We start from the raw sequence: 19,609 nt of genomic DNA, 5'->3' as shown, positions 1-19,609 counted from the left end.
ATAGTGCGTGTTTTTTACTTGATAAAGTTAAAATACCCCGATTTCTGCTAGGGATACCGAGAAATTTTGTCCGTAAACTTGGTCATTAACAATGAATTTGAAGTATCGGACATCGGGCGAATTGGGGAAATAGAGAATAGTTGTTTCTCCATTCGTTGCCCCGATTGTGTTTTCTTCCACGTATGTAGCATCCTCCCAAGAGATCTTGTTTGTTGAGACTTTAACTTTTATCATGCCAGGCATTAGGCTCGCACTTTGAGAATCTGCTTTGTCAAAAGCTTTTTGCACAATTTTAATGCCGTGTATGGTTTGAACTTGTTTCATGTCTACCGTGATTTCGTAAGTACGAGCTAAAGTTGAAATTAATTCTGGTTGCCACCAGTTATCGAGTTGTCCGTCAAATAGATTTTCAAGATTTGAGTTGTAGGGATATTTATCCTCTTCCGAACAAGTATATTCCCAAGTGCTGGCATCCAAACACGTTAATGCTGGTTGCGTGGGATTACTTTTTTTCGTTACATAAGCAGGTAAATTTTCATCCGGAATATAATGCTTGTTATAGCGATCGACAGCTAGTCCACAGACCGTGTTGGCTACATCCAGAACAAAAAGACTACGTTCCAGATCATATAATTCGGATTGAGGAACTTGGTCTGCCATGTCTGTTCGCAAGTAACGATTTTTTCCTAGAACTAATTTTTCTAGATTAGGGAGATTCAGGATGTCTTCAAAAGAAGAGAGCGAATAATCATATTCAAGTTCTCTTAAAGATTCAATGAACTCTTCCGAGATCTCACTTTGTCCGTATTTTGCTTTAAGCCAATGCTTGAAATCACTGGTGTACAATTTATCCCGGGAAAGTTGATACGGGTCAAAAACAATTAGGTCATCACATCCTTCGACTTGACCTTCCCGATTTAGAATTACCGGCTTGTCGGGGTCAATTTCTTCTGGTAACAAGTAATACTTTTTTTGCATTAATTCGGATGTTAATTCCAGGGTTTTGACATTCCCGTCTGCAGTATAATAATTCAATTGGGCGGAAGAAATGTTCTCTTGCCAAGTTGAAAAGAAAAGCACTAAACGTTTCTTTACAAAGTAATGTTTGGAAATCAATCGAGTAAAGGATATTATTGTTTCATGCGTGGGTGTATAAGGACGTCCAAAAATTGGGTTGGCTAAAGACTCATTGCCATTTTTGTCAATAGCACATACTGTAACCTCGTAATTTCCATCTTCTAAATCGGGAATACTATACTCTGTTGTATTTGGGGCTAGAAGAATAGAATCTTTCATATCATTTACTTGCCAGCGGACTTTAATTTTATCGATAACGGGATCCACATTATTTACCCATTTCACGATTAATCTTTTCCATCCCGGAGCTATCGATACTTTGGTACATTTCCCTAGATAACGAATGGCTCCATCACCTGCATAATCACTATATGTATCTTCCAAACTCTCGCAACCAGCGACAAGGACGAGAGATATAAGTATCCATAAATATTTTTTTATTGCCATAACTTAGTCTTTTTTGGTATAAACCTCGAATTCATGAAATGTTACATATTGGCTTGCGTTAATATCTCCTGCCCAGCCGGAAAATAGTCCGAAGGTATCGTTTATCACAACCTTAATGAAACGATAGGAACTTCCGGTTGCGGCAAATGGGATTGAAATGTATTGGGGTTTGGCCGCTTTGATTTCTTCCAAGCTATTGAGTTCGTCTACTGTGTTCAACAAAGGACACTTGGAACACCAGCGGAGATTGTTAACAAGTTCCCTGTATTGTTCAAAATGGCCAAGTTCTTTCCACGAGTTTTCGTCATCTTTATTATTAGATGCGTAAATGGTGACATTGCAAGGAAGCTTGTTGAAAATTCTTCCTGCCCACACGTAACCGTATTTCCCCGGATTAGGGTCCCATGCTGAAGGTGCTGATGGGAAACTTTTCTTCGTGTATAGCATGCTGTATAGTCGAACTTCCGATATTAGTTTGTCCTCTTGAAGGTCAAGAATAAATAGTGGCTTACCGAAACAATCTGGTCCGGCTAGATAAGTTCCATAGGTATTCTTGTCTGTCCCGAAAGATGTTTCCCCTTTCGTGTCCCCATCGAATAAATATGATTTACTCAATTTTGCCTCTGCGTCTTCTATGGCTAGTCCTTCTGGATCTAAAAAGTCAAATTTTGAAGGAGATAATAAAGCTGTATTGTAGGCTTCGATATTTTCCCAAACTTGCTGTTTTACCATGTAACCTCGAAAATCTTCCGTACGAATTACAACCGTGTTCGTGGCGGCGGATTGTTCAAGGGGGAATGCTAAGGTGTCTGCTCCAGCCGTGATTTGAAAACTATTTATCAATAATGTGTCCGGTTCTTGTGTTTTTGGATCTTTACCGATATAAAATACGTGAGCCATACCGTTTGCATTTTGGGGGACATCGTATGTGAGCATGAATCCGTTCCAACTTGGTTTTACTTCCAGTTGTTCAAAAAAGGCAACAGGGCCAGAATCTTTCGTGTCAAAAGCGATCTCCAACGGGGCCGATTCCACGTTATTTCGATTGCAAAGAGTGATCGACGCCAGAACTCCTTGCCGGGCTTCGTTGAATCCGACTAAAAATAAAGAATCACAAGCATAACTACCCGTTCGTAGTATTTCTTTACCGAACGCATCTTGATAACGGACTCTGATGGATAGAATGTCCGGATCTGCTGGTAATCGATAACGCATAATAGCCCCCCCGGCCGTGGGTTGAAAAGAAATATTTTCTTGTGGTATGGTAATGTCAAAACCGACTTCTTTGTCTTCTTGACAGCCATAAAATATGCTTAATGTCAATAGTATATAAATAAGTTTTTTCATAATTCTATATTTATGTATTAGACTATTTGTTACCAACCTGGATTTTGAACACAACCGGCAACCATAACTTCCTCGCTACGAATGGGGAAAAGATAATCTCTAGGAGCGACGAATTCCCGTTTTGACCATACAACGACAGGTCCATCAAAGTTATTATAGAATTGATGTGCTGTTTCTCCTAAAATATTCCATCCATAAAGATCTGTATTTAATTCATCAGCAGCGGTTAACCAACGGCGTAAATTCCAGAAACGACGCCCTTCAAATGCAAATTCAATGTTCCATTCTTGACGAATGATCTCTCGCATTCCTGTTTTCGTTTTTACCTTGTCTGGGGTTTTTGAATAATTAGTCCATGCGGATTCTACGTCTGGAATTCCTGCGCGTTCTCGTACTGCATTTAGAGGATTATAGACGTGTTCGGCATCAGGTGTTTCTAAATATTCATTCCAAGCTTCTGCTTTCATCAGGTATAGTTCTGCTAAACGGAAAATAATAGCACCTTCTTCACGATTATCGATAGCTGAAGAATAATCACGTGTTGAGACATTAGAGTAGCTTCCCTTTTTCAACCAGTAACCACTTAAGTTTTGCGGATAGGAGTTATTGATGATGGGGGTGTGCGTACCGAATTGTTCTCCCCGATAAGCTTTCACGATAAGATTCTGCGCTGCATCTTTTCCTCTTTGCCAGTAACAGCGGTCGGCGGCGATACTTGCATAGAAACGAGGTTCTCTGCGAAGATGTAGTCCCAGTACATCAGAGTTTAACGGAATGACATCTCGATATAGAGGACTACTTTCTTTTCCCATTTGGTAGCGGGAAGAATAATCCCATTCTTTGTCAGCATCAATTGGTAATCCATGTTCCGTGTAATACATTTCGACCATTTTTATGCTTGGAGAGATACAACCTTTCATTGATGCATTATAATTAGCATAATCAGTACTTTTGAAATAGGGTAACGTCCAAGAATACCAGAAGTGTAAGCTCTGACCTTGTGGGCGAATCATGTATATAGCCTCGTTGTTGGCATAACCTGGCGCTACCACTGAGTTTTCAATATCCATCATGGTATTGAGCAATTCTGTACTTTTAGACATATTTCCCGTGACAAGTTGTCTTCCTCCATCTAAACAAAGTTGTATCGCCTCGTCTGTCGCTTCTGCTGCACGTTTCCACTTTTCATGATCATATGTTGTGTTAAACAGTTGTTCTCCCTTTTTATTTTTGAAATTGGTATATGCAGGATTCCCGTTAAAAAGGGGTGATGCGGCATATAGCAGAACTTGTGCTTTTAATGTTGCTGCGGATTCTAAACTATGATATGTCCAACGAGATTGATCTTTTTGCATGAAAGGAGGTAATACTTTCATCGCTTCATCCAATAGCCTGACAATTGTGTTTACACAAGTGTCAATAGGAGAACGTGGTTGTTGCATAATCTCAATATCTGAATTTACTTCAATATTTTCAGGAACTAAAATGATTGGTCCATACCGGCGCATGAGTTCGAAATACAGTTGTGCTTTTAAGGCTTTTAATTCGGCTACCCATAAAGCTTTTTCGTTGTCAGGCATATTGTAAACTCCACCGATCTTTTCGAAAAAGATATTACAATAACGAATGGCAGCATAAAATAAGTCTTTTTTCCAAATATTGGCATATGGTTCTTGAACCATTTGTAGACCGTCGCCGATAAATAAACCGTACCATTGCCATCTATGTTGAGTTGTGAGAAGTTGTCGCGTATATTCTCCGGCAACGACTTCGTCTGTCCCGGTAAAAGCGGGATTTACGATGACGGAAGAAACCGGATCGGTCATGAGAACATAACAGCTTTTTAACCATAGTTCGGCTTGTTCTCGTTTTTCAAAAATGGTCTCGATTGTCTCAATATCATTCTCGGGTACTATATCCAGATAGTTACTACAACTAGAAAAGAATATTGATGTGACAATCGTGCTATATATAATTAAATGCTTCATAATAGTAATTTATTAGAATTAGAAACTGAAATTTAAACCGATAGCATATGTCTTTTGTATGGGATAATTAAAACCGTCTTCACCTAATTCTACATCCCATACTTTAAAGTTGGTGATTAAGAATGGATTATTTGCCCGGACGAAGAGTTTGACATTCTGCAATTTCCATTTATCCATCAATTTTCGAGGCATATTGTAAGCTAATTCCAACGAGGTACAACGTAAAAAACTACATTCTCGCATAAAGTAGGTACTTTTACGAATTTCTGCATTATTTTCATTATACCAATCTTCTTGTGGATTGTGTTGTGTTAAGTTGTAAGTTGATAATCGTGGCCAGAACGGTTTGTTTGACATATTGTCTTCTGACCAATGGTCGTTGTAAATAGCCTTTAGCATGGCGTGGTTATTATCAAATGGAGATATTTTTTTAGGATCCATAAAGAATCCTCGTTTCCCGGAACCTTGGAATGCAAAACTGAATTCGAAACTCTTGTAGTTGATAAAGCCTTGGAAACCATAAATTAATCGAGGAGTTTCTGGGAATCCGATGTAAGTCGCATCTTCCACGTCAATCACTCCATCACCATTCAGGTCGCGATAACGGATATCTCCGGGCATTACATCCCCACCTTGAACCGGAGAGTTGTCTATTTCTGCTTGGTCGCGGAACAAACCTTCTGCAATATATCCTACTTGTTGAGAGATTTCATGACCAACCTTACGTTGCCATACTGGTTTATCCGTCGCCTCTTCAATTTCCAAATATTTTGATTCGGAATAAGTGGCCGTGGCGTTTAAGATGACCCACAAGTCATTTGTGAAAGCGTGTTGGATTTTGCCAGAAAAGTCAAACCCGCGCGTTCGTGCTTTACCAATGTTATCTAAGGGGGCAAGCTCTACACCCATGGAAGAGGGGATTGTGGTACGATTGGCCAAAATGTTATGGCGTACTTCTTGAAAAGCATCTAAAGTAAATTCAACAACACCTTTAAATAACTTAGCCTCTAGTCCCAAATTTACTTGTTCTGCAATCTCCCATTTTATATTTTCATTAGCATAGGAAGAAACTCGGAAACGATTAATATTTTGTCCATAGGGCATTGGATCTTTATATTGAAGGCTATTAGGTTTTTCGATGAGTGGCAGAAAAACAAAACGAGGGGTTGAAATGATTCCGTCGTTTCCAACCTTCCCATATGAAGCTCTGAATTTTAAAAAGGGTAGCCACTCTGAAGTGGATTGCATGAATGGTTCGCTGGATATAACCCAGGCAATTCCTCCGGCTGGAAAAAAGCCCATTCGGTTCTTGTCCGCGAAACGTTCGGAGCCATTGTACCCGAAACTACCTTCTATGAAGTACCGATCTTTGAATCCATAACTTCCGCGCATGGAGAATGTCATGTTGCGTCGGGGCATACCGTCTAGGACGGATTGGATGGGAGTGTAGGTTCGTTCTTGCATTTGAAAGACTCCTGTTAATGAAGTCTGGTGATCTCCCCATGCTGCGGTATGTAATGCCCGCCCTTCGTAAGTCACTTGCGTGTTGGTTGTAGAACTGTTAGATGCGACTTCTAGTGTTCTACGGGCAGATACCGGGTTTATAGCATGTAGGGTATGCTTACCTGTTTCGAAATTGTAGTTTTCAAGAGAATATAAAAAAGGTGCAGTTTTAAAACCAGTTGTGTAGTATCCGGATTGAACAATGGATACGCTGGCTCTAATCTCAAGACCTTTGATTAGAGAGGAAAGATTATGGATGTATTCTGCTTTGTTTGTGGTAGAATACCGGGTACGTTTCATGTATCCTTTTTGAATCTCCATGTATGGATTTGTCGTGTATTCATCTACTGCTCCAAAACGAAGATGGGGCCAGTTGTATGTATCATCTCCCGGATAGGTAGGTGCAAAATCGACAGGGGAAGCATTAAAGGCTAATTGGTACGCTTGGGTTACATCATACAACGGTCCATTATATTTATCTAAAGTGGTGGACGAGTTGATTAATAATTTGATACCCGCCTTTAAATCAATGTTCAGGTTTGCCCGGAAAGAGGTTTGATTGTTTATGATGTTACAATCATAATCATTTAATTTATCTGTTTTTAGCATACCTTGATCTCGGTTGTAATTTACAGAAGCGTAATATTGTACAACCTTTGAACCACCCCTAATACTGATCCCGGCATGGTGGTTTACGTTAAAACGTTTAAATAAAACATCGTACCAGTCGTTTTGAGGGTATAGCCAAGAAGGATATTTTCCCGAGAGGGTTCTGTTGATTGTTTCCTCGCTGTATTTGGGTGTTGAAGCTTGTGAGCGTCCCATTAATGCTTGGTTGTACATTCGCATATAAGTGATGGGATCTACCACGTCAATTTCTTTGGTGGGCATGGAGAATATGGATTCATAACGTAAAGATGCATACACGCTGCCTTCTTCCCCCTTTTTCGTGGTAATCATGATTACTCCATTTGCCCCGCGAGCCCCGTACATTGCTGTTGCCGAGGCGTCTTTTAATACCGAAAAAGTCTCGATATCTTCGGGTGCAATTCTGGCTAGTTCCAATTTTGACGATTCTACCCCGTCGATCAAGATTAATGGGTCAATATTTGCTCCTGTCTGGAAAGACGTGATCCCGCGAATATAGAACTTCGTGTTCATCTCTTCTTCGGTCAACGCTCCCGGAATACCTCCCGTTTGCCAACCGATAATACTAGGGACACGTCCCACTAGGCTTGTTGTTAAGTCACTATTAGAGGATTTTAAATCCATGGGGCGTACCGTGGAGATTGCAGATACTACACTTTCTTTCTTCTGTGTACCAAAGGCAACAACGGCAACTTCTTCAATGTTTTCGGCTGTTGGATTTAATGTTACATTCACGGTCTTTTTTCCTTTGATAGCAACGATTTCCGGTTTGTAACCGATGAAAGAAACTCGTAAAACATCGTCAGGTCTAACAGGAATCGTGTACCGTCCATTGGCATCTGTGGCAACTCCTTGGGTTGTCCCGTGGATAATTACTGTGGCTCCGGGAATAGGATTCCCTTTATCATCAGTAACTTTACCACTAAGTCTGATTAATTCTACGATCTTTTTCTCTCGAATGGAGATCAAGCTTTGTGAAATGGCGTATTCTAATCCTAGCTTGGGAAGAATCTCGTCTAAAAGTTGTTTTACCTCCTTGTTTTTAGCCTCTACTGAAATTTTTCCTTTGGATTTAGCCAACTCACTGTTGTAGAAAAAGTCATAGTCGGTTTGCTTTTTTAATTCCTCGATGACTTCGTTTAACGTGACATCTTTCAAATCTAAAGTAACCTTTGTTTTCTTTTGGGCCTGTGCATTTGTCGGGAGGGCAAAGCACACACCTAGCAACAAGATTACTAGAAAATTTTTAAAGATTAACATCTTCTGCCATGAATTCCAGCATCTTGGCAATGCATAGTCTCGCTTTTTTTTCATAAATTTGTAAATTAATTTATTAAACATCTATACTTCCGATTCTTGCAAGGACTCCGGAAAGTATTGAGAATAGGAACAGGTTGAGGATTGATCAAGTCTTCAACCTGTTATATTTTTATTTTCTTTGTATTATAATCTTGTCTTCAGCAATGATGAAATTGACGTCACGAGTGTATTCCAGCATCTCGAATAATGGACGGAGATCCTCGTAACGTTTCAATCGTCCACTGAATTTTATCTCTTTGACTTTTGGGTCTGCGAACTCGATATTAAGATTGTACCATCGGGTAAAAATTTGCATTAATTCCTCCAAGGACATATCCTCAAATTCATAGTAACCCTCCTTCCAAGAGATGAATTGTTGTACATTTACCGGAAAATAGCCCGATTCTTGTGTAGTTTTATTGTAAGCAACTTGCGTACCGGGAGCCATGATGATATTTTTATTTCCACAATGGGCCTCCACCCGCCCTTCTACCAAGGTCGTTTTTACCCACGTCCCTTCAGCATAAGCGTTTACATTGAAAGAAGTTCCCAATACCCGAATTGCAACATCCGATGCATGAACGATAAATGGGTGGAGGGAATCAGATTTAACCTCGAAATAGGCCTCTCCGGTTAAAAATACTTCTCTCTTATCCCCGATAAATTGATCCGGATAGCGCAATGTGCTACCTGCGTTGAGATATATCTTCGATCCGTCCGAAAGTACTAGATTGTATTCTGCCCCGTAGGGTATGTTTATAGTGTAATACTCGGTCTCTCTCGTTTTAATGGTATTGGATTCAACAATTAGAGTTTGTTGGTCCGTGCGCATTTCCCTGTTACTGTCAGAGATAATAACCGCTTTTTTCTCTTGGCTAAGTAATCGCTTTCTGCCATCAGGTAAAATCAATTCTGCCGCAGGTCTTTTAAGTGCTAAACCGGAGATATACGTTTGATTGATCGTTTGTGGTCTCGTGACGGTGTTCTCCGTCCGGAGAAGGAAGAAAAAACCGATAAATAGGATAATTCCTGCTGCACAGGATGACCAAAAGATCAATTGACGTTTTCTTTTGCTTTGTCGGACTTGGTGTTGAACTTTGTTAAATACGACTTGATGTGATTGATGCCGGGCTAATATCTGTTTTTGTTTCTCTAATTTCACTATCAGTTTTCCTACTTTCTTGTTATGGACGGAAGAATTCTTCCATGCCTCGAATTCCTGTCTTTCCTCCTCGGTCAATGGAGCTTTATTTAGGTAGGCAGCTAGGATGTCATCAATGTCTTTTTTCATATCTCTCCCTTTGTTTTTTATATATTGCTAAAAGGAAGAAAAAGGGTGATAAGAAATTAATCTTTTTCTGTTAAAAAAAGTAAAAGCGTAAAAAACAATTCTTCTTGTAAGTTTTCCCGTAAAAATTTGAGTGCTGTCTTCATTTGAGTCTTCACGGTATTAATGCTTGTGCCTAGTTCATCGGCCACTTCTTGGTAGGTTTTGTCATTCAGACAGGCCATGAGGAAGACTTTCCGGCATTTTTCGGGGAGCTTGTCTATTGTTTGGTATAATAATTCGATCTCTTTGGAGGACTCGTCAAGCGTGTCATAATGAGAGATTTCACTTTCTTGGGAGAATGAAACTTGTATATTGTATCTTTTCTTGTATTCCCGGAGAAAAAGGAAAGCTTGATTTTTAACCATTTTGAAAATGAATCGGTCCAGATCGCCCGAGAATGAATGAAGGCGCTTGCTATTCCACAGGTTGACGAAACAATCCTGTACAATGTCTTCGGCTGTTTCCAAATCATCCAATATATGATAACAATATAATAATAGATTATCATAGTACCGGTCAAAAAGAAGTCGGAATGCACCGCTTTCGTCTTTTTTGAGTAAATCTAATATGGATTCTGACGGATTCATGCACACTTTTTTGTACTTACAAATATAATGAACTCCAAGACGGATGCAAATTTTAAAAGAAATTATTGTTTGAAATGTTTGTTCCCGTGAATATAATTAAAGGAGATTAGAGGAAAACCTAAAGAGAATTAGAGGAGATAATCCTCCTTGTTCGAAACTTTCTCGCTGATTCCACGGAGCTTATTCATCCCGTGTTGGATGAGTCACGAGTGATCTTCGAATGATCTCTGAAGGAGGGGGATTATTTGGGTTAGATCACTTCTTTATCACGGTAGGATTTGGTAATAAACAGGGGAGAAGTATGGTCAAAAAGAAAGGGAGCCCCGTGGACTCCCTTCTTCTGCCTGATAGCATTTTATTATTTCTTAGCCAAGTCGATCAAAATTTCAAGAACTTGGATAGCACTTGTCGGAACTTTGGTACCGGGACCGAATACGGCGATGGCACCTGCGTCGAACAAGAATTGGTAGTCTTGATGAGGAATAACACCACCCACGTAAACGAGGATGTCTTCACGTCCCAATTTCTTCAATTCTGCGATAACGGCAGGTACAAGCGTTTTATGACCGGCTGCTAGAGAAGATACTCCGACAACATGAACGTCGTTTTCAACGGCTTGTTTTGCGGTTTCCTCCGGGGTTTGGAACAACGGTCCCATATCCACGTCGAAGCCAAGGTCTGCGTAACCCGTAGCAACAACTTTAGCACCACGGTCGTGTCCGTCCTGACCCATTTTAGCGATCATGATACGCGGACGACGTCCTGTCATTTCTGCAAACTGGTCTGCCAGTTCTTTCGCTTTCTTGAAGTCTTCGTCTTCTTTAGCGACACTTGAATATACTCCACTCACGGTTCTGATAACTGCTTTATAACGTCCGGCAACTTTTTCACATGCATCTGAAATTTCACCTAAAGATGCTCTCTTCTTAGCTGCATCAACAGCTAATTCAAGTAAGTTTCCTTCTCCTGTTTCTGCACATTTGGTGATTGCAGCCAATGCAGCGTCAACCTCAGCTTGGTTACGGTTAGCTTTCAATTCTTGCAAACGACGGATTTGGGCTTCACGTACAGCGGTGTTGTCAACCTCAAGAATATCGATCGGGTCTTCTTTTTCCAAACGGTATTTGTTGGTTCCCACGATCGTTTGAGCTCCACTGTCGATACGTGCTTGTGTACGGGCAGCAGCCTCTTCGATACGGAGTTTTGGAATACCGGATTCGATAGCGGCAGCCATACCACCTAATTTCTCAACTTCTTGGATGTGAGCCCATGCTTTTTCAACCAATTCTTGAGTCAAGCTCTCAACATAGTAAGAACCTCCCCATGGGTCGATTGATTTACATATGGTGGTTTCATCTTGAATATAGATCTGGGTATTACGAGCGATACGAGCAGAGAAGTCAGTCGGAAGAGCGATAGCCTCATCCAATGCGTTGGTGTGCAAAGATTGCGTGTGTCCCAAAGCAGCTCCCATAGCCTCGATACAAGTACGACCCACGTTGTTGAACGGGTCTTGCTCGGTCAATGACCAACCTGAAGTCTGGCTGTGTGTACGTAATGCCAAAGATTTCGGGTTTTTCGGGTTGAATTGTTTAACGATCTTAGCCCACAACAAACGTCCGGCTCTCATCTTGGCAATTTCCATGAAGTGGTTCATACCGATAGCCCAGAAGAATGACAGACGAGGTGCGAACGCATCGATATCCATTCCGGCGTTAACTCCGGCACGTAAGTATTCCAAACCGTCAGCCAAGGTGTATGCCAACTCGATATCTGCGGTAGCACCTGCTTCTTGCATGTGGTATCCGGAGATTGAGATAGAGTTGAACTTCGGCATATTCTTAGAAGTATATTCGAAGATGTCAGCGATAATCTTCATAGAGAACTTCGGCGGGTAGATATAAGTGTTACGCACCATGAACTCTTTCAAGATATCATTCTGGATTGTTCCTTGTAATTGATCAAGAGTAGCACCTTGTTCCAATCCGGCAACGATATAGAATGCCAAGATAGGAAGTACGGCACCGTTCATCGTCATAGATACAGACATTTTGTCCAATGGAATTTGATCGAACAAGATCTTCATGTCCATGATAGAGTCTACGGCAACACCGGCTTTACCCACGTCACCGATTACACGCGGGTGGTCTGAGTCATATCCGCGGTGAGTAGCCAAGTCGAATGCTACAGACAAACCTTTTTGTCCGGCAGCCAAGTTACGACGATAGAATGCATTTGATTCCTCTGCGGTAGAGAATCCGGCATACTGACGGATTGTCCAAGGGCGCATCGGGTACATCATGGAGTAGGGACCACGTAAATATGGAGGGATACCGGCAACATAATCCAAGTGTTCCATCCCTTTTAAATCTTCAGCCGTGTACACGGGTTTTACCGGTATCAGCTCGGGTGTCAACCAGTTTTTCTCAATGTGATTAGCTTTTTCCCATTCTGCAGCGGCAGTGGTAGCTTTCTCTGTTGACTTGATATTTATATCTTTGAAATTTGGTTTCATCTTTCAATTTTTGATCGTCAATTACTTAATTCCCAATTTTTGTTGGTATGCTTTCAAGTCTTCCAGCACGTTACATTTCACGTGAACATAGTTCTTGATGCCAATTTCTTCTAGTTGGGGTCTGCATTCCGGGTTACCGGCAACAACGATGATTGCTTTGTCCTTCATTGCTGCATATACTTCCGGTGCAATGGTAGCGTACTCGTCATCCGAGCTACAGATTACCACGATATCAGCCTTGTTGTCCATACATGCTTTAGCACCTTCTTCAACAGTCTTGAATCCATTGTTATCCATTACTTGGAATCCTGCACAAGCGAAGAAGTTACAAGCGAATTGAGCTCTTGCTTTACGCATAGCCAAATTACCCATCGGGAACATGTAAACTACCGGGCGACGACCTTGTTCTTTTGCAAACAAGTCAGTTCTGATACGCATAGCTTCGAAAGCTTGAGTTCCACGGTAAGGTTTCAACGTTTCAACAACAGCGTCGGGAGCAGTTTTGTCTTCCGGCTCTAGGATGCAAGCGCAAAGCTCTTTATCCATTTTTTCGTTGAAGTTCGGGAATTGGTTCGTACCCAAGAAGTTTTCTTTCCGGTTAGCGATGTCTTGATCTCTCTTCTGTGCGGTAGCCTTCACAGCAGCCTGTACGAATCCTGATTCAAGAGCTTTCACCATACCGCCTTGTTCTTGTACTTCTAAGAAGAGTTTCCAAGCAGCCTCGGCGATGAATTGGGTTAATTCCTCGATATAATATGAACCACCGGCAGGGTCAACGATCTTGCTGAAGTGTGATTCTTCTTTCAATAACAATTGTTGGTTACGAGCCACGCGTTCTCCCAGTTCTGAAGGATGGCACTCGTAGATATAGTCGTACGGGTGAACCGTGAACGAGTCAACACCACCGATTGTTGCGGACATAGTTTCCGTTTGAGTACGGAGCATATTCACGTTCGGGTCGTATACCGTCTTGTTCCATTCTGATGTTTCAGCATGGATGTTCATCTTGCAAACGCAGTCACAGCAAGGATTGTAAGCTTTCACGATGTGAGCCCACAAGTAACGAGCTGCTCTTAATTTAGCAATTTCCATGAAATATTTAGAACCGGTAGCGAAGTGGAAACGCATACGAGGAGCGATGTCCTTCACGTCCATTCCTGCATCGGTTAATTTGTCAAGATATTCAACTCCGGCAGCCAAGCTGAAACCTAATTCCTGAACGATGGATGCTCCTGAGTTATTGAAAACATATCCACCCACTTCAATGGTTTTGAAGTTTTTCAGTTCGGCAGTACTCTCCGTGGTAGCCTTTACCACGCTGAACGGGTTCGGGTCACAGAATTTTCCTTCTAAAACGAGTTTGCTGATCGGATCGATATTGATACCTCCCTGTATTTTTTCAGGGTTGAATCCCTTCTCTGCAACGTACTCTTTGAACATATTCAAGATGGCAACCTTGTTGCAGCATACAACGAAGTTAATCTCGATACATTCCAAGCAAATATCTTTCAACAAGGTGGCCATGTCGGCTTTCGTGAAGTTCTTGCAATTTGTAAGCACGAATCCGAGTGAGTCAACACCCTTGTTCAGAACATCCAACGCTTTCTTGTTCGCCTCAGCCACATCCTCTACCACGATGTCCTGACGAACGAACCATTCGTTGTTATTTTTCTTGTTACCTCTCACGAAAGGATATTCTCCCGGGAAGCATTCTAAGTTCTTGAGGTCTTTCATGTCCTCCAACCGGTACATCGGTTGTACGTTGAATCCCTCGTTTGTTCTCCAAACCAGCTTTTTATTGAAGTCAGCCCCTTTAAGGTCTGCAGTGACTTTCTCCATCCACTCTTGAGTCGTGTTGGGAGCAAATTCACTGAAAAGCTTTTCGTTTACATTCTCTGCCATAATAGATTTTTATGTATTTATTCTGTAACTGTTTGTTATTAAAAACGAAAGGCAAAATTAGCCGTTTTTGACAATAAAAAAAAGAAATTCTTCTTTATTTCGCCTCGTGAATCGGAATATAAGTCTTTTTAAGGATTTTGTGAATAGAATGTTCTATGGGTTATCGGGGGATGATGGAATGACAGATATTTAAAGAAATATTGCAGGAATGTTGTCTTGCATAGAAAAATAGATAATGAATTGATATTCAATAGATAGTTTTACATCCGGCTGTTGTCCTTTCGTTATGGTTTCGATATATGTTTATTCCAGGGAACGAAGAGATAACGGAGGGATAAAACGGGTTGGGTAGGATCGATGTAAGAGAAGGTAAAAAGATGCAGTGGTGTATGTTGTATTTTAATGGCAAGGAAAAAATAGATGTTGAAAGTTTAACAAATAGGTGAAAACGTTACGCTTGCGTTTTGTAAGAAAAAAATTTATTTCGTAATTTGCGATGTTAATTTAAAAAGCAAAAACAGATGAAGAAAATTAGAGCAGCCATCGTCGGGTATGGAAATATAGGTAGTTACGTGCTTGAGGCACTGCAAGCTGCCCCCGACTTTGAAGTAGCAGGAGTAGTACGCCGGGATGCGACGAACGTGCCGGCCGAATTGAAGGACTATGTTGTCGTGTCGGATATTGCTCAAATCAAGGATGTAGACGTGGCAATTTTGTGTACCCCAACCCGTAGTGTGGAGTCGTATGCCTCGAAAATACTGGCTATGGGGATTAACACGGTGGATAGTTTCGATATTCACACGGAGATTTCCGGTTTGCATAAACGTCTGGGAGAGGTTGCTAAAAAGCATGGGAAAGTATCTGTTATTTCCGCCGGATGGGATCCGGGAAGTGATTCTGTCGTTCGTGCCTTGCTAGAGGCTTGCGCCCCGAAAGGGATTACTTATACAAATTTTGGCCCCGGCATGAGCATGGGACACACGGTTGCCGTGAAAGCCGTTGAAGGCGTGAAAGCCGCGTTATCCATGACGATCCCGGTGGGAACGGGAATCCATCGCCGGATGGTGTACGTGGAGCTGAAAGAGGGATATGATTTTAAACAAGTGGCCGAGGCAATCAAGACCGATCCTTATTTCGTGCATGACGAGACGCACGTGACGCAGGTGGAGTGTGTCGATAACCTGAAGGATATGGGGCACGGCGTGAATCTTGTGCGTAAGGGAGTTTCCGGCAAAACGCAGAACCAGTTGTTCGAATTTGACATGAAAATCAATAACCCGGCTTTAACGGGACAAATCCTCGTGGCAACGGCCCGTGCATCCATGAAACAACAACCGGGATGCTACACGTTGATCGAGATCCCGGTGATCGATATGCTGTATGGAGATCGGGAGGAATTGATCAAGCATTTGGTATAGAGAGAATAGCGGACTTTTTATAAGATTCGTTTGAATTTATATTACGACTTTATTGCTGTTTTGTTCGGTGATAAAGTCGTATTTGTGTAAGCGATTGTTGGTAAGGTGATTTGTAAATCCTTTGATGATTTTATACCCAAAGGTATTATACCGGAAGGTATAATAGTTTGGCTCGATTGAAAATTTGTAAGCATTGGGAGGATGAAATGGGTGAAGGTAAGTCAATAGAGGGATCATTGTTGTCCCGGCTTCATTATGGTTTGCTTATCCGATGATCATGCGTGTATCGTAGGATAGGTATATTTTTCCAAGTGGTTAATATACAATATGAAATACTCGATCTGCAAATATAATTAAATCAAAAACCAATTCTATCGAGGATAAATACAGGATGAATGCTCCGTGGTCTAAATGAACTATAAGGTGACTTTCAAGAGAATAATTGGTGAGCATTGCTTAATGCCAAGGTAATATCAGCCTTTAGCCGGAGTAATAATCTCCCTCGGACCTTTCCTCTTCCTTTCTCCGACCATTCACGGACCTTTGGCAATATACCGAGAAGGACGAGGTGAGGTCGTTTCAAGGGGAATGGGGGATTATTACGGATATAAATCTATGGGATAATAGTTGCATAAACTTGGGAGAGCTTGTGATTAATTGATAAGGTCATTCGTAAATCTTTGGATCGTTTTATACCGAATGTGAATGGATAATAAAATAGATACACGAATTTGATATATAAAATAAGATTCAAGTGTTTTGCTTGAATCTTATTTTTATTTTTTGAAGATCAGAGTTTTTATTTTACATCACCACCAGTAGCAGTTCCTGTTTCCCAATCGGTGATCGTTGCTGTAGGCGTGATTTCTGTTCCTTTAAAAGTTAATGTGATGGTGTATGCTTTACCTGCTTTGAATGAATTGTCATCAGTTCCTGCAATTGGAACAATTGTTGATGTGTATCCAGTAGCAGATACTGTGACGTTGATTGATGATAAGTTTGGTTCCAACATAATTCCTGCTGTAGGTGTTGAAGCTGTTGTAGAAGCTGTTCCAGTAGATATTGCTTCAGAGCTAAAGGTTGGAGTACCCCAATTGCTCAGAGTTCCATTTGCTAAAGCTAAATCGCACGTTGTATTCATGTTTTCTAACTTTACAGAGACATTTGTAATGTCAGTATTTGTTGTAGCGCCATCTCTAATTATGACAAATTTGAATTGCGTAAGTAAATGATTGAATGCTAAATTAGACATGGGGGTTCCTTTCGTGCCGAAAACAGGCTGTGCGTAAATCAAATCTTTTTCCCCGTCTATAGTCATGCTGGCTACTCCATTCGTAATACTAGTTGCTACAGGGAAAAAGCCTAGTATGTTAGCATTGCTTCCATCTGTTGGGTAGTATTGTTTTGTGGTAAGTGAAATTGTGCCAGTGCTTTCCGCAATTGATCCGGTTGTTGAAATATCACTTACTGTTGTCCAACTTGGCGTGGCGCCATCAACTCGAACAAATTGTACATCTGTTGCTCCTGTTATTTTGGTAATTTCTGCACGGGCCATTCCCTCGATCCCCGCGTTCAATTTAATTTCCACCGGGGCATTCGGTTCAACACCTTCTTCGTTTTCTTTACTACAGCTTGCAAGTGCTACACATGCAAGTGCTAATGTTATTAGTTTTTTCATGATTATAAATTTAAATGATTAATTTCTTGTTTATCTAATTTTCTACTATAGTTCCTGATGCCGAGCCTTCCAGCCAAGGGGTTACCGTTGCCGTGACTCCTATACCTGAGCTGTTGAAGTTAAGCGTGACGGTGTAGGCTTTTCCGGCTTGGTAGTTTGTATCCGCGGTCGTGGCGGTTATTTTTGTTGTTCCGCTATCGCTAACGATGGTTAACGGGAGGGCGTTTCCGTTGATTGGAGCAATCATCACGGGGACTCCGGCCGGGGTAGCCGTGGTGGTAACCGTTTGACCGGAGAGGTCGGGGATTACAAGAGGCGCTATGGTTGCATAGGTAACGACGCCTGTGCCGATGTTTAAGGAAATAGGTAATTGTGCTTGATCGATCGTGATCGATTGAAGCTTGTTCGTGGTTTCCCAACCCTTCCCGATGATGACGAATTTAATTTGTGTTAGTAAATGGTTGAATGTTAATGTTTGTTTTATCTTATTATCTAGTGAACCGGATATGGCCCCGGCGTACATCACGTCAATATCTCCGGACGTTGATGTGATTGAAACCATGTCGTTACTAGGTATCCCTGCGGGGTACCATCCGGTAACATAGGTCTTGATTGAAGTTTCCAGGTTGTATTCGGGGTTATTCTTTAGTTCGAGGGCATCAGTCGATCCGATTGTAATTCGGGTAGGAGTGCTGGTCCAGGTCGCTGCTTGCGTGTAATTTGGGGTTGAGCTGGTTTCCCATCCGGCCACTGTGGCTTCGAATGACTCTGTGGTGATGGCAGCCTTTGAAAGTGGGGCAGTTATAACGGTAGAGACGCCTGCATCCAGTTTGATTAGCCTGTCGTTATCGTTGTCATTTCCTTCCTGTTTTGAACAGGAAGTCGTGATAAATAGTATTGTGCTGATGATTATAATTATTTTCATAATGATGTGTTTCGATTTTTTGTTATTTGTTAATGGAACCTGACGCTGTTCCTGGTTTCCAGCCGGAAACTGCAACATAGATACCCATGTCTTTAAGTCCGATCACGGCTTGATTCAGGTTTTCTTCTTCTCGGATGTTTTCGAGGACGGTTGTTACGTCCGCGGTAATGGTCTTTCGTGTATTATTTTTATACGTGGTGTTGATTTCGATTACGCTGGTTACTTCGCTCGTGGAAGAACTTTTATCGTTGGCAGGGCCAAAAGTGGTGCAAGTCATGGTGAGGTTCCCGTCAAGTTGCACTTGCGTGTTCATCAAGGTTTCGGCCGGAATGTTTTCGAGAACAGACCGTCTCGCTGAAAGAAGGACGGATGAGCTTATACCTTTTAATTGAGCCGTTATGGTGTTTACCTGAGGCCGTTCTTCTTCGGGTATATTGATATTCGCAACGATGTTTTTCGTGTACGGGTAGATTTTCACCTTGTTCTCAGCGGATTTTCCTTCTTCGATAATAATCTCGTCAATAGCCGTTCCATAAAGCATATCTGGCTGGTTGACCGTTATGCCGGCTTTTGAAACTGGCATGACAGAAGCGGTTGCGAATTCGTATCGGTCAATGTTTTGGAATAGAATGTTTTTTGTATCGTTATTAAAAAACAGGACTTTATATTTTCCTTGTGGGAGATTAAAAGTATAGATTCCTGATTTTATCGTGTAATTGATGGGCCGTTCTCCATTGTCCGGGTAGAATATGAAACGCATGTCATTGCATTTTGGCAGATTTCCCCAATCTGCGGTAATCATGATCGTACCACAATCCTGCCCTTTCTCTTTTATGCAGGAAAAGGAGGAGATGAGTAATGCCGATAACAAAATTGTTTTTTTCATTTTAACAACCCGTTGATTTTGCAGTTAATGTTTATGCAAATGTTTGCATTCGGGAGATA

Annotated in this window: 12 protein-coding genes; 1 reads left to right on the top strand and 11 read right to left on the bottom strand. The window is 41.4% G+C overall.

Going from position 1 to position 19,609, the window contains the following annotated elements; genetic code table 11:
* Window positions 1-27: 27 nt before the first annotated feature.
* The 8 genes from AB5542_RS03230 to mutA form a co-directional block, all read right to left on the bottom strand.
* The gene (locus tag AB5542_RS03230; protein ID WP_279038679.1) at window positions 28-1,524 is read right to left on the bottom strand and encodes a DUF4998 domain-containing protein; all 1,497 of its coding nucleotides are present in this window, start codon (window positions 1,522-1,524) and stop codon (window positions 28-30) included.
* Between the two features lie 3 nt (window positions 1,525-1,527).
* On the bottom strand, window positions 1,528-2,871 hold the full coding sequence (locus tag AB5542_RS03225; protein WP_087419347.1) for a DUF4959 domain-containing protein: 1,344 nt from the start codon (window positions 2,869-2,871) through the stop codon (window positions 1,528-1,530).
* A 29-nt stretch (window positions 2,872-2,900) separates the two neighbouring features.
* On the bottom strand, window positions 2,901-4,859 hold the full coding sequence (locus tag AB5542_RS03220; protein WP_087419348.1) for a RagB/SusD family nutrient uptake outer membrane protein: 1,959 nt from the start codon (window positions 4,857-4,859) through the stop codon (window positions 2,901-2,903).
* Between the two features lie 18 nt (window positions 4,860-4,877).
* On the bottom strand, window positions 4,878-8,324 hold the full coding sequence (locus tag AB5542_RS03215; RefSeq protein ID WP_279038680.1) for a TonB-dependent receptor: 3,447 nt from the start codon (window positions 8,322-8,324) through the stop codon (window positions 4,878-4,880).
* A 115-nt stretch (window positions 8,325-8,439) separates the two neighbouring features.
* Window positions 8,440-9,600 (bottom strand): FecR family protein, encoded by a 1,161-nt coding sequence (locus AB5542_RS03210; RefSeq protein WP_279038681.1) that lies wholly within the window; start codon window positions 9,598-9,600, stop codon window positions 8,440-8,442.
* A gap of 56 nt (window positions 9,601-9,656) precedes the next feature.
* The gene (locus tag AB5542_RS03205) at window positions 9,657-10,226 is read right to left on the bottom strand and encodes an RNA polymerase sigma-70 factor (protein ID WP_270543031.1); all 570 of its coding nucleotides are present in this window, start codon (window positions 10,224-10,226) and stop codon (window positions 9,657-9,659) included.
* A 358-nt stretch (window positions 10,227-10,584) separates the two neighbouring features.
* Entirely contained in the window at window positions 10,585-12,741 is a 2,157-nt protein-coding gene (gene scpA, locus AB5542_RS03200; RefSeq protein WP_118302982.1) for a methylmalonyl-CoA mutase, read from the bottom strand.
* 21 nt (window positions 12,742-12,762) lie between these two features.
* A complete protein-coding gene (gene mutA, locus AB5542_RS03195; RefSeq protein WP_279038682.1) occupies window positions 12,763-14,643 on the bottom strand; it encodes a methylmalonyl-CoA mutase small subunit in 1,881 nt (626 codons plus the stop codon).
* Window positions 14,644-15,164: 521 nt separating this feature from the next.
* Here mutA and AB5542_RS03190 point away from each other — a divergent pair.
* A complete protein-coding gene (locus AB5542_RS03190; RefSeq protein ID WP_279038683.1) occupies window positions 15,165-16,061 on the top strand; it encodes a diaminopimelate dehydrogenase in 897 nt (298 codons plus the stop codon).
* A gap of 799 nt (window positions 16,062-16,860) precedes the next feature.
* Here AB5542_RS03190 and AB5542_RS03185 read toward each other — a convergent pair.
* From AB5542_RS03185 to AB5542_RS03175, 3 genes are read right to left on the bottom strand one after another with little or no spacing between them, the layout of a single operon-like run.
* Window positions 16,861-17,739 (bottom strand): fimbrillin family protein, encoded by an 879-nt coding sequence (locus AB5542_RS03185; RefSeq protein ID WP_279038684.1) that lies wholly within the window; start codon window positions 17,737-17,739, stop codon window positions 16,861-16,863.
* 34 nt (window positions 17,740-17,773) lie between these two features.
* Window positions 17,774-18,664, bottom strand: coding sequence for a fimbrillin family protein (locus AB5542_RS03180; RefSeq protein WP_273307797.1), 891 nt, complete (start codon window positions 18,662-18,664; stop codon window positions 17,774-17,776).
* 22 nt (window positions 18,665-18,686) lie between these two features.
* The gene (locus AB5542_RS03175) at window positions 18,687-19,550 is read right to left on the bottom strand and encodes a DUF5119 domain-containing protein (protein WP_279038685.1); all 864 of its coding nucleotides are present in this window, start codon (window positions 19,548-19,550) and stop codon (window positions 18,687-18,689) included.
* Window positions 19,551-19,609 lie beyond the last annotated feature (59 nt).

It is taken from the genome of Butyricimonas sp. RTP31003st1_G1_RTP31003_210430, from assembly GCF_040920905.1.
Lineage (GTDB): Bacteria > Bacteroidota > Bacteroidia > Bacteroidales > Marinifilaceae > Butyricimonas > Butyricimonas paravirosa.
Note: the sequence above shows the minus strand (reverse complement) of the source record. Positions and strands in the feature narration are given on the sequence as shown.